Annotated in this window: 14 protein-coding genes and 1 tRNA gene; 13 read left to right on the top strand and 2 right to left on the bottom strand. The window is 38.9% G+C overall.

The annotated features are described in order from the left end of the window. Nucleotides 1–54: 54 nt before the first annotated feature. The 10 genes from DDU33_RS08700 (at nucleotide 55) to DDU33_RS08655 (ending at nucleotide 8662) form a co-directional block, all read left to right on the top strand. The gene (locus DDU33_RS08700) at nucleotides 55–951 is read left to right on the top strand and encodes a cation diffusion facilitator family transporter (protein ID WP_108924770.1); all 897 of its coding nucleotides are present in this window, start codon (nucleotides 55–57) and stop codon (nucleotides 949–951) included. Further along, nucleotides 951–1712 (top strand): Zn-ribbon-containing protein, encoded by a 762-nt coding sequence (locus tag DDU33_RS08695; RefSeq protein ID WP_108924768.1) that lies wholly within the window; start codon nucleotides 951–953, stop codon nucleotides 1710–1712. Before DDU33_RS08700 ends, DDU33_RS08695 begins: the two co-directional genes overlap by 1 nt. An 84-nt stretch (nucleotides 1713–1796) precedes the next feature. Further along, entirely contained in the window at nucleotides 1797–3116 is a 1320-nt protein-coding gene (locus DDU33_RS08690; protein ID WP_108924766.1) for an L-cystine transporter, read from the top strand. A gap of 109 nt (nucleotides 3117–3225) precedes the next feature. Next, nucleotides 3226–4059 (top strand): penicillin-insensitive murein endopeptidase, encoded by an 834-nt coding sequence (gene mepA, locus DDU33_RS08685; protein WP_108924764.1) that lies wholly within the window; start codon nucleotides 3226–3228, stop codon nucleotides 4057–4059. Nucleotides 4060–4113: 54 nt separating this feature from the next. Beyond that, nucleotides 4114–6015, top strand: coding sequence for a DNA topoisomerase III (locus DDU33_RS08680; protein WP_108924762.1), 1902 nt, complete (start codon nucleotides 4114–4116; stop codon nucleotides 6013–6015). A gap of 141 nt (nucleotides 6016–6156) precedes the next feature. Next, complete coding sequence (secG, locus tag DDU33_RS08675; protein WP_005817764.1) at nucleotides 6157–6483, top strand: preprotein translocase subunit SecG; 327 nt, start codon at nucleotides 6157–6159, stop codon at nucleotides 6481–6483. 13 nt (nucleotides 6484–6496) lie between these two features. Next, nucleotides 6497–6582 (top strand) — tRNA-Leu (locus DDU33_RS08670). A 211-nt stretch (nucleotides 6583–6793) separates the two neighbouring features. Further along, a complete protein-coding gene (locus DDU33_RS08665) occupies nucleotides 6794–7063 on the top strand; it encodes a hypothetical protein (RefSeq protein WP_244175316.1) in 270 nt (89 codons plus the stop codon). A gap of 917 nt (nucleotides 7064–7980) precedes the next feature. Then, nucleotides 7981–8283, top strand: a complete 303-nt coding sequence (locus DDU33_RS08660; protein ID WP_005817762.1) for a type II toxin-antitoxin system HigB family toxin — start codon at nucleotides 7981–7983, stop codon at nucleotides 8281–8283. 16 nt (nucleotides 8284–8299) lie between these two features. Next, nucleotides 8300–8662: a helix-turn-helix domain-containing protein gene (locus tag DDU33_RS08655; protein WP_005817761.1), complete on the top strand. Its 363-nt coding sequence runs from the start codon at nucleotides 8300–8302 to the stop codon at nucleotides 8660–8662. A gap of 396 nt (nucleotides 8663–9058) precedes the next feature. On the opposite strand, the gene DDU33_RS08650 is transcribed toward DDU33_RS08655, so the two are convergent. Further along, on the bottom strand, nucleotides 9059–9244 hold the full coding sequence (locus tag DDU33_RS08650) for a YegP family protein (RefSeq protein WP_039895294.1): 186 nt from the start codon (nucleotides 9242–9244) through the stop codon (nucleotides 9059–9061). Nucleotides 9245–9380: 136 nt separating this feature from the next. Here DDU33_RS08650 and pepP point away from each other — a divergent pair, with 136 nt between their 5' ends. The 3 genes from pepP to DDU33_RS08635 all read left to right on the top strand — a co-directional run bounded on the left by pepP (nucleotide 9381) and on the right by DDU33_RS08635 (nucleotide 13512). Beyond that, entirely contained in the window at nucleotides 9381–10664 is a 1284-nt protein-coding gene (gene pepP, locus DDU33_RS08645) for a Xaa-Pro aminopeptidase (protein WP_108924760.1), read from the top strand. Between the two features lie 52 nt (nucleotides 10665–10716). Then, nucleotides 10717–11256, top strand: coding sequence for a hypoxanthine phosphoribosyltransferase (gene hpt / locus DDU33_RS08640; protein ID WP_108924757.1), 540 nt, complete (start codon nucleotides 10717–10719; stop codon nucleotides 11254–11256). Nucleotides 11257–11367: 111 nt separating this feature from the next. Beyond that, nucleotides 11368–13512 carry a transglycosylase SLT domain-containing protein gene (locus DDU33_RS08635; protein WP_108925294.1) on the top strand — a complete coding sequence of 715 codons (2145 nt, stop codon included), beginning with the start codon at nucleotides 11368–11370 and terminating at the stop codon, nucleotides 13510–13512. Between the two features lie 65 nt (nucleotides 13513–13577). Here DDU33_RS08635 and asnS read toward each other — a convergent pair whose 3' ends face one another. After that, on the bottom strand, nucleotides 13578–14981 hold the full coding sequence (gene asnS, locus DDU33_RS08630; protein ID WP_108924755.1) for an asparagine--tRNA ligase: 1404 nt from the start codon (nucleotides 14979–14981) through the stop codon (nucleotides 13578–13580). Nucleotides 14982–15081: the final 100 nt, after the last annotated feature.

The following is a 15081-nucleotide window of genomic DNA, read 5'->3' as shown; positions in this document are numbered from 1 at the left end:
TGGGTGTAAAGCCCACTTTTTTATTTTCAGAACGAATATAAAGTATATAAACAAATGGAAGAACAATATAAAAAACTGGTTAAACGAGCAGCAAATTTAGCCATTGTCGTTGCTTGTTCCTTAATTTTAATTAAAGCCTTTGCGTGGTGGCAAACAGGATCAATCTCAATTCTCGCCGCAATGACCGATTCGGTGGTTGATTTATTTGCATCTATTGTTAATGTTTTCGTTTTACGATTTGCCTTACAACCGGCAGATGAACGTCATGCTTTTGGGCACGGTAAAGCAGAATCGCTAGCTGCGGTAGCACAAAGTGCGTTTATTAGTGGTTCTGCGGCTTTTCTGCTCTTACAAGGTTTTTATAAATTGACTAATCCTGAATTGATTGCTGATTCTGAATTAGGGATTATGGTTAGTTTGATTTCGATTGCTTTAACAGCTGTATTGATTTGGTATCAGAAAAAAGTGGTTGCAATCACACAAAGTCCGGCAATTGAAGCGGATTCCCTTCATTATCAAACCGATTTTCTGATGAACGGCGCAATTTTAGTGGCAATGATCTTAAACTGGTTTGGGTTTATCTATGCCGATGCCATTTTTGCCATAGGCATTGCGCTGTATATTGCATATAGTGCGTTAAAAATGTTGTGGGAAGCGGTGCATACTTTATTAGATCAAGCATTGCCTCAAGAAGAAATTGCGCAAATTATGCAAATTGCACGTGAAAATCCTTGTATCCTCGGGATTCACGATGTGCTTACCCGCCGAGCGGGGGCAGTGCGTTTTATTCAGCTTCATTTAGAGTTAGACGATCATTTAACGCTACTCGAAGCCCACGATATTGCCGATAATTTAGAACATAAAATTTTGGCATTATTCCCAATGTCGGAAGTGATCATTCATCAAGAACCGACTTCTGTGGTTCAAAAAGAAAAACAACAGGAACAGTAATGTATCAAGCAATTGCCTATTTTAATTTTGAGAATTTCGAAGAAGATCCCGTTACATTGATTGGACAAGTGGTTAATCAATGGCGATATAACGGGCAGATTATCGGCAGAGAGTTTGGCGTAACTTACCATCAAGATCATTTTCAAGTTCGTCTTTCACTTCCGGAACAAGAGAGTTTGTTACCTAAATGGAATAGCGAAATGGTCAATGAAGCCTTACAGCAAGCGGTTGAATTTGGTGTTATTTTTACCGGATTCGAAATTATCGGGCAAGATTATCAAGCCGATGAAAGTAGCCAAGAGGAGAAACATCTATTTTTAATCCTTTATACCACGCATTTAGATAGCTGTTCGCCGCTTCGAGCAGCAGGCGATTTTAAACCTGTCCCGAGCTATCGTTTATTGCACACAGAGTATGATCTCAGTGAACAGCTCATAAAATGGCAAGAAGATTGGCAGGCCTGCGATCAGCTACAAATGAATGGCTTAGTGTTAGAGCAACAAGCTGTATCACAAATTAGCGAGGTTGATAGCGAGCTAAGTATGAGGGGGCGAACTTTGGCTAAGGAGATAGCGCAAAAAACATCTATTCCCGTATTTTATTACTTATATCGTTTAGGGACAGATGAAGCGAAAGAACAGAATAGAACCTGCCCAAGCTGTGGTGGAAACTGGAAACTCGCAACACCATTACACGATATTTTTTATTTTAAATGTGATCAATGTCGCTTGATTTCTAACCTAAGTTGGGAAATATTATAACAAAAGGTTATAAACCCAATCTTATTCGACTAACACTCGAATGAGGATCTATTCTATGATGAACAAAAAGCATTGGAGGTTTTTATGCTCATTGTTAATTTAGGCATATTTGTTGCATTTCTATTTTTGTTATCTGTACTCTATAAAAGAACCCAGAAACTGGGGCAGACCGTTTTTATTGGGCTGTTATTGGGCTTAGGATTTGGGATTTTATTACAGACGCTCTATGATAAAGCGGTTATCGATCCAACATTAGATTGGATAAACCTTGTGGGTAACGGTTATGTCCGATTGCTACAAATGATTGTTATGCCGTTAGTCTTTGTGTCCATTTTGTCGGCAATGACACGCCTGAAAGAAGCGAACTCATTAGGGAAAATCAGCTTCAGCGTTTTATCTGTATTATTAGTTACCACTGCAATTGCCGCAGCAATCGGGATAGCGATGAGCTACTTGTTCGATTTAACCGCACAAGGTTTAGTTGTTGGTGAAAGAGAGCTAGCGGCACAAGCGAAAGTTGCCGGACGAGTCGATCAGGTTAGCAATTTATCTGTGCCGGCGATGTTATTATCTTTTATTCCTAAAAATCCATTTTTAGAATTAACCGGCGCAAATCCAACTTCTATTATCAGCACTGTCATTTTCTCTGGTTTTCTAGGGTTTGCCGCATTAAGTTTAGGCAAAGAAGATAAGAATTTAGGCGAACGTATTGCTCAAGGCGTTGATACCCTTAATAAGCTTATTATGCGTTTGGTTCGCTTTGTGATCCGCTTAACACCTTATGGCGTTTTTGCGCTTATGATCAAAATGGCGGCGACATCAAAATGGGCGGATATTATCAATTTAGGCAACTTTATTGTGGCATCTTACTTAGCGATTGGTTTAATGTTTGTGGTTCACGGTATTTTGCTGTTTGTCGCAAAAATTAACCCGCTTGATTACTATAAAAAAGTGCTACCAACGCTCAGTTTTGCGTTTACATCACGTTCAAGTGCAGCAACGCTACCGCTTAATATTGAAACTCAAACCAATAAATTAGGGAATGACAATGTTATTGCGAATTTTTCTGCCACTTTTGGTGCAACGATAGGGCAAAATGGCTGTGCGGGTATTTATCCGGCGATGTTAGCCGTGATGGTTGCGCCGACTGTTGGTATTGATCCTTTTAGTTTCAGTTATATTCTCACGCTCATTTTAGTGGTCGCAATTTCTTCATTCGGTATCGCAGGCGTTGGTGGCGGTGCGACTTTTGCCGCAATTGTCGTATTATCCACCCTTAATTTACCGATTGAGTTAGTTGGATTATTGATTTCTATCGAACCATTGATTGATATGGGAAGAACGGCTCTCAACGTGAATGGCGCAATGGTAGCAGGAACGTTAAGCAACAAATGGTTGAAATAAATTAGCTTTATCAGCTTTGTAATCATAAAGGCAATGGGTAGCGTTTTGATAAATTTTTTGTCAAAATAGGCATAACCCATTGCCTTTATTTTTTACTTGGAAATTTATTATGAAATTATTAAAAACTCTTTTCGTTTCAGGCTTAGCTTGTTTTAGTTTATCGGCAGAAGCGACATTATGGGAACAAATCCGTCAGCCAATTAGTGGTGCTCCTCAATCTATCGGTGGTTATAGTAACGGCTGTATTATTGGTGCTAAACCTTTAGCATTGAAAGGGGAAGGTTATCAAGTGATTCGTTCTGCCAGAAATCGTTATTATGGACACCCCCAATTATTAGACTATTTAACACAATTAGGACAAAAAGCGAAAAATGCCGGTCTTCCACCAATGCTCATTGGCGATATGGGAATGCCTGCCGGTGGTCGTTTTTCTTCTGGGCATGCGAGCCATCAAACTGGTTTAGATGCGGATATCTGGTTACGTTTCGGACCGATGGACGATGAAACAGCAAAAAATCCAGCCGGTTTGGCGACATTGATGGTCAATAGAGAAGCTCAAGTAGTCGATGAAAGCGTTTGGACGCCAAATCAAACAACCTTGATTAAATTAGCAGCGAGCGATCCAAGAGTAAATCGTATTTTTGTAAACCCAGCAATCAAAGTAAAACTTTGTAATACAGCTGGTTCAGATCGTACTTGGTTACAGAAGATCCGCCCGTGGTATGGACATGATTCCCATATTCACGTTCGTTTAACCTGCCCTGCAGATGCTCAAAATTGTGAGAATCAAGCAGCGTTACCAGCTGGAGACGGTTGTGGCGATGAACTTTATTCATGGTTTGAGCCCGCAACAGGGACATCTACTGCCTCAAAATCGAAGGTTCTGCCAGCCGTTCCTTACCAATGCCAGATGATTTTATCTTCTCAAGGTCTGACAAACTAATCATGATTAACTTTGGCGGAGAATGGACTTTCTCCGCTTTCTTTTTTATTTGTTATGCGTTTATTTCTTGCTGAAAAACCGAGCTTGGCGAGAGCCATTGCGGATGTGTTACCCAAACCTCATACTCGTGGCGATGGCTATATTCAATGTGGCGAACATGATGTCGTAACATGGTGTATCGGTCATTTATTAGAACAAGCCGAACCGGATGTTTATGATGAGCGATTTAAAATGTGGCGAATGGAACATTTGCCGATTGTTCCGCAACAATGGAAGCTTGTGCCTAAAAAAGAAACGTTTAAGCAATTACAAGCGGTTGAAAAACTGGTAAAAAAAGCGGATGTTCTGGTAAATGCAGGCGACCCGGATAGAGAAGGGCAGCTTTTAGTTGATGAGGTGTTTAGCTATTTACAAGTCCCACCCGAAAAGCGAGAACAGATCCAACGTTGTCTAATTAGCGATCTTAATCCTAATGCTGTTAAAAAAGCGTTGGAAAAATTGCAAAATAATCGTGATTTTGTACCGCTTGCTACCTCTGCCTTAGCTCGAGCAAGGGCAGATTGGCTTTATGGTATCAATATGACGAGAGCCTATACATTGCAAGGAAGACAAGCTGGGTATAAAGGCGTGTTATCTGTAGGACGGGTTCAAACGCCCGTTTTAGGGCTGATCGTTCGTCGAGATTTAGAAATTGAGAATTTTATCCCCAAAGATTATTTTGAGGTTGAAGCTCATATTCTCGTGCCTGAAACTAATGAGCGTTTTATCGCACAATGGCAACCAAGTAAAGCATGTGAAGATTATCAAGATGAAGATGGACGTGTATTAAGTCGTCCATTGGCAGAAAATGTGATTAAGCGCATTACGAATCAACCTGCTGAAGTCAAAGATTATCAAGATAAAATGGAATCCGAAACGGCCCCCTTGCCTTATTCGCTTTCAGTGCTTCAGATTGATGCCGCAAAGCGTTTTGGGTTATCAGCACAAGTAGTATTAGATATTTGCCAAAAACTATATGAAACACATAAACTGATCACTTATCCCCGTTCGGATAATCGTTACTTGCCTGAAGAACATTATGCTGAACGATATAAAGTGATGGCGGCCATTTCCCATCATTTAGCCGAGTATAAAGAAAAGCCGGCGGTAGTCGATCCTAATTTGCGAAATCGTTGTTGGAACGATAAAAAAGTTGAGGCACACCATGCGATTATTCCAACAGCAAAACAAGGCAATGTAAATCTAACCGAAAATGAAAAACGGATTTATCAACTGATTGCACGCCAGTATTTATTGCAATTTTGTCCTGATGCAGAATATCGAAAAGGGTTTATTCAACTTGAGATTGCCGGGGGAAAATTCACTGCTCAAGCACGAAATTTGATTGTGGCAGGTTGGAAAGCATTGCTCGGGAAAGAGGATAATGATGAGATATTAGAGCCACTATTACCTGTTGTTAAAAAAGGGCAACAACTGCATTGTGAGGGGGGAGAAATACTCAGTAAAAAAACACAGCCTCCACGTTATTTTACGGATGCCACGTTACTTTCCGCAATGACGGGAATTGCTCGTTTTGTACAAGATAAACAGCTAAAAAAGATTTTGCGAGAAACGGATGGATTGGGAACCGAAGCCACTCGAGCAGGTATTATTGAACTACTGTTTAAGCGAGGTTTTTTAGTCAAAAAAGGGCGGCATATTCACAGTACAGAAGCTGGAAGAATTCTTATTCATGCATTGCCGGAAATGGCGACATTGCCGGATATGACAGCACACTGGGAAATGCAATTAACGGATATCAGTAAAAAGCAAATCAGCTATCAACAATTTATGCAAAATTTATTGGTTCATTTGCCGGATTTGCTTTATACAGATAGACAAAAATTGTATCAACTAAGCAAAATTCCGGCACCTACAACGTATACGAAGCGGTCTAATTTTAAGAAAAAAACGTAAAATGTTGAAAAAAAAGGCGATTGCCAATAGAGACAGAAAAATTTATTTGCAATCGTTTGTGAGATCTTATAATATTCACGCCATCGCATTAGATTTATTTAAAATCTTCACATTATTGCGTACACATTCAGAGAGATTTTAATGTTAAATATTCTAACTATTGTTTATCTTTTAGTTGCTATTGCTTTAATTGGATTTATTTTAATTCAGCAAGGTAAAGGTGCTGATGCAGGGGCATCATTTGGTGCAGGTGCGGCAGGAACAGTTTTCGGTTCAGCAGGTTCAGCAAACTTTTTATCTAGAACAACAGCTGTATTAGCGACTATATTTTTCGCTATTAGCTTAGTTATTGGTAACTTAAATAGCCATCAAGCTAAGCCAACAAGTCAGTTCGATGATTTAAGTGGTGTTCAACAAAAAGTAGAACAACCAAAAACACAAACACAGAATAGCGATATTCCTCAATAAAATATCAAATTACGCTCTGGTGGTGGAATTGGTAGACACGCTATCTTGAGGGGGTAGTGTCCATAGGATGTGCGAGTTCGAGTCTCGCCCAGAGCACCAATAAATAAAGGCCTAGTTTAACGACTAGGTTTTTTTGTTTTCTAAAGTCCTTTACTTTCAATAAGTTACAAGTCTTACTCAGTATTTATACACTATTTATTCAAACAGCTATCAGGTTGTTATTTATTCTATTTTATTTTCATTTATTTTAGTTTATTATCCAATTACGCCAAATTTACGCCAAATTTACGCCAAAAACAAGGGGGATTATATGGCAACATTTCGCAAGCGTGGGGATAAATGGAGAGCTGAAATATCGAAAAATGGAATAAGAAAATCAGCAACATTTACAACCAAAACAGAGGCTACTCGCTGGGCTTTATCCATAGAAAGTCAAATCGAGTCTGGGGAATATAGCGCTGTACCGGAAATGACTTTTGCAGAGTTAATTGAGAAGTACGTCAATGAAGTAACGTGGAGCAAGGGAAGAACGGCTAAGGCTAAATCGTATTGGGTATTCCAAGGAAACATTCCTTTCTGAAAATGCTGTGCTTCGGGTGGGCGTTTAATCCCTCTTTTGTTGGCGGCTTGCCGTAATGCTTTAAACCTAATATTTGTGCCAAAATGCGCATTAAACATTGTTGCAAGCTCTTTCCAAGCATAGAGAGGGGTATTTTCTCTCAGCCAAGAAAGATGCTTTTGCTTGTAGCGAAAACCTCTAGCCATCGGATAATATAAGTACAGAGTAAGAATACCAAGCAGGATAGATCCGAAACGTACAAGATGTTATCTCGTTTTCCCACTTGTTGAAAGTGATGAAGCATAAAAAACAAAACAAATCATAATTATAAATATTTTAGTAACCTATATGCTACATTGATAATTTAAGAGCTTTCCAGAAATGGTTAGCTCCTTTTTTTATCTTTGCAAAAAAATTCTTTTTCATACGCGTAGTTTTTTAGTAGTCCAATTAGTCCAAAATACCTATTTATAAAATAATATCCTTATATATCAATATATTACATAAAATTTATTGGACTGATTTTTCTTTTTTTGGACTAAATTTAGGGAGTTTTGTGTTGCTCAAAAAAATGAACAAAAGAGTTTTAGACTAATTTTGGACTACTCAATTAGTCCAAAAAATGGCACTTAACTATTTGATTTTAAAGAATTTGACTAATTGGACTAATTGGACTAACGTTTTTTACTAAATATAAAAAATTTTTTTAAAATCATAAAACAGACCGCCTTGATACATTCTCTTTTATCTAATGATTTTGCTTTTTATGCTACACATTAAGAAGCAGAATAAAACGCCTTTTCTTTGCAAAAGGTAAATTATACATTCAGTGTATAACGCTATCTAAAACGAATAAAAGCTACCCAAATTAGAGCGGTAGCTTTTTTCTTGCAATAGTCCCAAAATGGGATTATAATTCATAACAGCAAGGGGGATAAATGAGAGTAATTTCAACCGCTAAAATCATAGAGTTTTATAGAAAGCACCAAGACGCAGAACAACCGCTAAAAGCATGGCTTGCGGAGGTTAAAAATGCGGACTGGAAAACACCACAAGAGATTAAAGCACACTACCGGAATGCTAGTTTTTTGGCAAATAATCGAATTGTTTTTAATATCAAGGGTAATGATTATCGCATTATTGTGGCGGTCGCTTATCGTTTAGGAGCGATGTATATCAAATTCATTGGTACACATTCAGAATATGACAAAATCAACGCAGAAACCGTAGAAATGCAATAAAAAAGAGGGTAATTCAATGCAAATCAAGCCGATTAAAACAAATGACGACTATTTACAGGCTTTAAAAATCGTAGAGCCTTATTTTGATAAAGCGGAGGAATTAACAGAACAAGAAGCGGATTTTTTAGATGTTATGATTTCACTTATTGAAAACTACGAAAATAAGCACTATCACATCACACCGCCAGACCCTATCGAGGCAATAAAATTCAGAATGGAGCAAGAAGGATTGGCCGTTAAGGATTTAGAAGGCATTATCGGGAAGCCGAATAGAGTTTATGAGATTTTTAATAAGACGAGACCGCTAACGCTTACCATGATCCGCAGAATTCACGAAAAAATGAATATATCAGCCGACGTTTTAATTCAAGCGATATAGAAATAACGCAAAGCCTTACATTTTTTGAATGTAGGGCTTTTTTATGGGCTCCAAGAATTAGAGGGCAAAAGTAAACTTGCTTCACTTAATCCGCCAAATTTAAAAACAACCCTATACAAGTGGCGGTTAAATAGCTCAAATGATGATGACTTTTCATTTTGACTATACGAATGACTATATTTTGGAAATGAAGAATCAAAGATTTCCAGTATTAACAATGGTTGAGTCCCAATAGCACGAGTCTCGCCCAGGCACCAATAAATAAAGGCCTAGTTTAACGACTAGGCTTTTTGTTTTATTAAACCTTTTGATGGTATGTGGAAGGATTGAGGTATAAAAAATCTGCACCTTAATCATGCATAATATTATTCACTTTGGGGTGCAGATTATTTTCTCTTATTCAGTAACAGTTAAATCTTTTACTTCTGTTTCTGATGTGATTTTCTTCACGGCTTCAATGCCTTTTTGGCAACTTTGTTTACTTGCATAACCTTCGCCACCAGTAGCCACAACTTGGTGATTGCCTGACTTTAAGCGCCAACGGAATTCGCCTTTCGCATCTTTATAAATTTCAAAATACATTTTTAATCTCCATGATTGCCCAATTATTTGGGTAGAGAAAGATTACTCTTAAATTTGAAAAATGTAAATTCTTATACCAACCAGTCTGCCAGTTTATGATAAAATTTGCCTAATTTTACAAATTAGAGAGGATTTTATGGATCTCGCTTATCTCGCTCAACTTCCCGAAGCTGAATTTGTGGAACGCCGTCATCGAGTGCTGGAACAAATGCAGGATAATTCTGCGTTTATTATTTTTACTGAAACAGAAAAGCGCCGTAATAATGATTGTGACTACCTATTTCGCCCAGATAGTTACTTTTGGTATTTAACAGGTTTTGCAGAACCAAAAGCCGCTTTGTTATTGATTAAGCGAGCGGGACAAATTGAAAGCGTTATATTTGTTCGAGCCAAAGATCCGCTCATGGAAATTTGGAATGGAAGACGTTTAGGCGTGGAGTGTGCAGCAGAGCAACTTCATGTTGATCAAGCCTACGATATTGAAGAACTTGCGACTATTTTTGCAGAAAAAACGCAAAATTTAACCGCTTGTTACTATGCTCAAGGCTGGCAGGCATGGGGCGATGAGCTGGTTGAGGGCGTATTTTCAGATGTGATAGATTGGCGCCCAATGTTAGCTGAGATGCGTTTGATTAAATCCACAGCAGAAATTGCCTTGATTCAACAAGCGTGTCATATTTCGGCTTTAGCGCATATTCGTGCAATGAAGCAAACGCGTCCTAATCGTTATGAGATGGAGATTGAAGGGGAGATCCAGCACGAGTTTACCCGTTTTGGTAGCCGATTCCCGTCTTATAATTCAATTGTGGCGAGTGGCGACAATGCCTGTATTTTACATTACAACGAGAATAGTGCAGTCATGAAGGAAGGCGACTTATTGCTGATTGATGCTGGCGCAGAATTTGCTTACTATGCAGGCGATATTACTCGCACGATTCCTGTCAATGGCAAATTCAGTGAGCCACAAAAAGCCCTTTATGAGTTAGTTTTAACGGCGCAGAAAGAAGCGATACAATTATTAGTTCCAGGCAATTCTATTAAAAAAGCAAATGACAGAGTCATTGAGGTACTAACAGAAGGATTGGTTCGTTTAGGCATTTTACATGGTAATGTGGAAATGCTGATTCAAGAAAAAGCCTATCGCCAATTCTATATGCATGGCTTAGGACATTGGTTAGGGTTAGATGTGCATGATGTGGGCGATTATAGTCAAGAACGTAGTCGTCCGCTTGAAATTGGTATGGTAATTACCGTTGAACCGGGTTTATATATTTCTCGTGATGCGGATGTGCCGGAAGAATATAAAGGCATTGGTATTCGTATTGAAGATAATTTGCTTATGACGGAATATGGCAACAAAAATCTAACCAGTGGTTGCCCAAAAGAGATTGCTGACATTGAAGCGATTATGGCTAGCTAAACGATTGCTTTTTTGTTAGAGTAAACCCCAATTTTTAATAATGGAAAGACGTATGAAAAAACATCATCTCGAAACATTAATCAGTACGCAAGAAATCAATTCTCGTATTGCTGAATTAGCCGCAGAAATTAACAACCACTATAAGAAATCAGGTAGCCAAAACTTAGTTGTCATTGGCTTATTACGTGGTTCCTTTATGTTTATGGCTGACTTAGTTCGCTTGCTAGATTTACCGGTTGAGGTAGATTTTCTAACCGCTTCAAGCTATGGCTCGGGAACTGAATCTAGCCGCGATGTTAAAATTTTAAAAGATCTTGATGGTGAAATTAGCGGCAAAGATGTACTGATTGTCGAAGATATTATTGATACAGGTTTTACGTTAAGTAAAGTGCGTGATATCTTAAAATTACGTGATCCACGTTCAGTAACCATTTGTACCTTATTAGACAAACCTTCACGTCGTGAGGTTGATGTTGCGGTAGATTGGATCGGTTTTGCCATTCCGGATGAATTTGTGGTGGGTTACGGCATTGATTATGCTCAGCGTTATCGTAACTTAAATTACATTGGCAAAGTGATTATTGAAGAATAATTGCAAAAGAATCAGAAATATGACCGCTTGTAGCTCCTCCTTTAGGGAACTTCAAGCGGTCTTTTTCTTCTAACATTTAACAATTTATAAAATGAAGATAATAAAATGAAAATGTGGAAAAAATCATTACTGGCACTCTGTTTGTTCTCGCCGTTAGGCTTGATGGCTCAGGCATCTTCCGCCGCTAAGCCACTTTCAGCGCAAGAGCTTATACAACTAGAGCAAACTTGGCAAATGGCACAGCAACAAGAAGCGAAGCAACGAGAAATTCAACGTGCGAATTTCTTACAGTTGGTTTCATTGGTTGATGCAAACAAATTAACCCCTGCGACTTTGTTATTGGCTATGCGCTTGCGAGAGTCGTTAGAGGGCTACCCTTTAATGGAAGAGGCGGATTGGGCTGTGATGAAGGCTAAAATCAATGCAGCAATGTATGACGAAGCAGAATTAGGTGCATTTATCGCGAAATATCCGAATACCGCAAAACGGAATAAATTGGATCAGCTGCCCTTTGAAACGTTATACCAAAAACAGGATTTCCCTGCGTTGATTGCTTATGCTCAAAAGGTTGCGCCTACAACTTTAACGAATCAATGTCGCCTTTTTTCAGCACAATATCAGCTGTTAGCGGAACAGTTACAATTAAATCCCGAGGTGGAGCAGGCAGGAAGTTCTACGGTCGATTCAGCCGAAATGAATACCTTATTAACCGAATTTGATCATTTTTGGCAAACATCAACGATCCAAGTTAAAGATAGTGATGAAAAACGAGAGCTTGAACCAAATTATTGGAAAAATAATTCAGGGTTACCTTCTGAATGTCAAGGGATTGAGTCGTATTGGAAAGATAAAGGATTAAATACCGCCGACAAAATTAAGCAAAAAGCGCTTTTCCTTTTCCAACGTGAAGGGAAAAAAGGTTTAGAAGGGCTTATTATTCAAACTCAAGATGCCACATTAAAAGCATGGTTACAAGCTATCCAAACATTATTAAATGAACCGACTAGTTTGCAAAAATTTGTTGAAAATCAACTGCTTACTCCTGAAAATAAAGTTTTGATCTTAACGACCTTTCCTAAATTTGTGAGAACATTAGCGGAACAAAGAGAGAATCCGGATTTCTCACGCTATCAACAATGGGCGGAAAAATGGCAACTTAGCGTAACAGAAGTGGATAGTTGGAAGGTCGCTTTTATTAGCCGCCTGTTTGATAATGTTGATCCGATTTTTCAACTTTGGCGAGATGAACAGCTAAAAGAGCTGAAAAACGATAATCTGACAGAACGTCGTTTACGTTTAGCAATAAACCAAAAAGAAGCTCTAGGAAGTTGGTTAGAACTATTAAGCGATGAAGCCAAAAATAAGGTGGAATGGCGATATTGGCAGGCAAAGCAAGATCCTAAGCATCAACATCGTTTACTCTCTGAATTGGCAAAAGAGAGAGGATTTTATCCAATGTTAGCGGCTCAAATGTTAGGACAACCTTATCAAGTCGCTATGTTACAGGCTAAACCTCTCACAGATGAACAACGCTCGGCTTGGAAAATCCAGCTTGAAAGGATAACGGAACTACGAGCATTGAATCGTTTAAATCAAGCGAAAGCACTATGGATAGAGTGGTTACAAGCGGTCAATTTTGAGGAAAAGTTAGCATTATCAGAATGGGCTTTGCAACAGGAATGGTATGATTTGGCAGTCGAAGGGACGATTCAAGCAAAAGCATGGGATTATATCCCTCTCCGTTTACCCAATGCTTATTCAAATTGGTTTGATATGAATTTGGTCGATAAGCCTATTCAAAAAAGTTTTGCGATGGCAATTGCCCGTCAAGAAAGTGCATGGAATCCGCAGGTCAAATCTCATGCTAATGCGATAGGGCTAATGCAAATGTTGCCGACCACGGCGCAAAAAACAGCAAAAGATAATTCACTTCCTTTCCAAAGTGAGCGAGATCTTTTAGAACCGTTCCGTAATATTATGCTGGGAACAACACATTTAACGGAGCTAAATGCAAAATATCCAAATAACCGTATCTTAATTTCCGCAGCCTATAATGCTGGCGCAAGTCGGGTAGAGCAATGGTTAAAACGAGCAGGCGGTCGATTAGCATTTGATGAATTTATAGCCTCAATTCCTTTTATGGAAACGAGAGGTTATGTGCAAAATGTGCTAGCCTATGACTATTATTATCAGATCTTGCAAGGTGTAAAAACACCGGTGATGTTTACGAAGGAAGAGGTGGAGCGAAAGTATTAAAATCAATTCCAAAGATATAGGAAAGGGCTTTAAATAATGATTTAAAGCCCTTTCTTTATTATTTATTAGAAGCTTGCATTACGTGGAGTACGTGGGAATGGAATCACTTCACGAATATTTTGTAAACCAGTTACATATACGATTAAACGCTCAAAGCCTAAACCAAAGCCTGAGTGCGGTACTGTACCATAACGACGTAAATCACGATACCACCAGTAATCTTCTGGGTTTAAGCCCATTTCTACCATGCGTTTATCTAACACCTCTAAACGCTCTTCACGTTGTGAACCACCGATGATTTCACCGATTCCTGGGGCTAATACGTCCATTGCTGCCACGGTCTTACCATCATCATTTAAACGCATATAGAAGGCTTTGATGTCTTTCGGATAGTTTTTCACAACTACCGGCGATTTAAAGTATTCTTCTGCAAGATAGCGTTCATGTTCAGAAGAAAGATCAATACCCCAAGAAACAGGGAATTCAAAATCTTTACCTGATTTGAGTAACACTTCAATTGCATCGGTATAGTCAATTTGAGCGAAGTCCGAATTGATAAAGTTCTCTAAACGGCTGATTACCGTGTTATCAACGTGTTTCTCGAAGAATTTTAAGTCATCTTTACGTTCTTCAAGTACCGCACGGAACACATATTTCAACATGTCTTCAGCAAGTTTTGCGTTATCTGCTAAGGTTGCAAACGCAAATTCAGGCTCAACCATCCAGAATTCTGCTAAGTGACGGGTAGTATTTGAGTTTTCTGCACGGAATGTTGGACCAAACGTATAGACTTTGCTTAATGCACAAGCATAGGTCTCGCCGTTTAATTGACCAGATACAGTTAAGAAAGACTCCTTACCAAAGAAATCTTGGCTGAAATCGACTTTACCATCTTCACCACGTGGTAAATTTTCTAAATCTAAGGTAGAAACACGGAACATTTCACCCGCACCTTCTGTATCTGAAGCGGTGATTAACGGCGTTGCAACCCAATAGAAACCTTGCTCGTGGAAGAAACGGTGAATTGCTTGTGCTAAACAGTGACGCACACGCGCTACTGCACCGATTAAGTTTGTGCGCGGGCGTAAGTGAGCGACTTCACGTAAGTATTCGATAGAGTGGCGTTTTGCTGCCATCGGATAAGTATCAGGATCTTCAACCCAACCCACGACTTCAACAGATTTTGCTTGTAATTCAACCGCTTGCCCTTCTGCTGGAGATTCAACGATAACACCCGTTACAATCACAGAACAGCCTGCTGTTAAGCGTAATACTTCATCTTGATAATTAGCGAGGTCATTATTGATGATCGCTTGAATAGGATCAAAACATGAACCATCATATACGGCTAAGAATGATAAACCTGCTTTAGAATCGCGGCGGGTACGAACCCAACCACGAACAGAAACTTCTTCCCCTACGGCAATTTTACCTGAGAGAATTTCTGAAATTGTTGGAAATTTAGACATGAATATATACCTTTTATACTAAAAAGTGGAATTAAAAAATCTATAAAGCATTTTCTGGAAACGCCTGATTATAGTGAAAAAAATAGTGTAATGCTAGGCA

The organism is Actinobacillus porcitonsillarum (assembly GCF_003101015.1).
GTDB classification, from domain to species: Bacteria; Pseudomonadota; Gammaproteobacteria; order Enterobacterales; family Pasteurellaceae; genus Haemophilus_A; species Haemophilus_A porcitonsillarum.
The sequence above is the reverse complement of the archived record's forward strand: the minus strand, read 5'-3'. Positions and strand labels throughout refer to the sequence as shown.